The following is a 578-nucleotide window of genomic DNA, read 5'->3' as shown; positions in this document are numbered from 1 at the left end:
ATGATCCACCACGGCCATACGGTGCTGGTGGAGAAAAACGCCGGCATGGGCAGCGGTTTCGAGGATGCGGCGTATGCCAAGGCCGGTGCCGCCATCGTGGACACGGCCAAGGAGATCTACGCCCGGGCCGACATGGTCATGCACGTCAAGGAGCCCATGCCGCCCGAATACGACCTGATCCGCGAGGGGCAGATCGTTTTCACCTACCTGCACCTGGCCGCCGACGAACCCCAGACCCGGGCCCTGATCAAAAGCAAAGCTGTGTGCATCGCCTACGAGACCATCCAGAAGGCCGACGGCAGCCTGCCGCTGCTCACCCCCATGAGCGAGGTGGCCGGTCGCATGGCCATCCAGGAAGGCGCCAAGTACCTGGAGATGACCCAGGGCGGTCTCGGTATTCTGCTGGGCGGCGTTCCCGGCGTGGAACCGGCCACGGTGGTGGTGATCGGCGGCGGCGTGGTGGGCGTCAACGCGGCCAAGATGGCCTGCGGCCTGGGAGCCAAGGTCTACCTTCTGGACATGAACCTGGACCGGCTGCGCTACCTGAACGATGTGATGCCGGCCAACTGCTTCACCCT

General features: G+C 65.1%; 1 protein-coding gene. It reads left to right on the top strand.

Annotated features, from left to right (window positions below; translation table 11 throughout):
* Positions 1 to 578 (top strand): FAD-dependent oxidoreductase (locus JCM12296_RS35530; protein WP_172684303.1); only part of this gene is annotated, 578 nt, incomplete at both ends.

It is taken from the genome of Desulfosarcina cetonica JCM 12296, assembly GCF_001311845.1.
Taxonomy (GTDB): Bacteria; Desulfobacterota; Desulfobacteria; order Desulfobacterales; family Desulfosarcinaceae; genus Desulfosarcina; species Desulfosarcina cetonica.
Note: the sequence above shows the minus strand (reverse complement) of the source record. Positions and strands in the feature narration are given on the sequence as shown.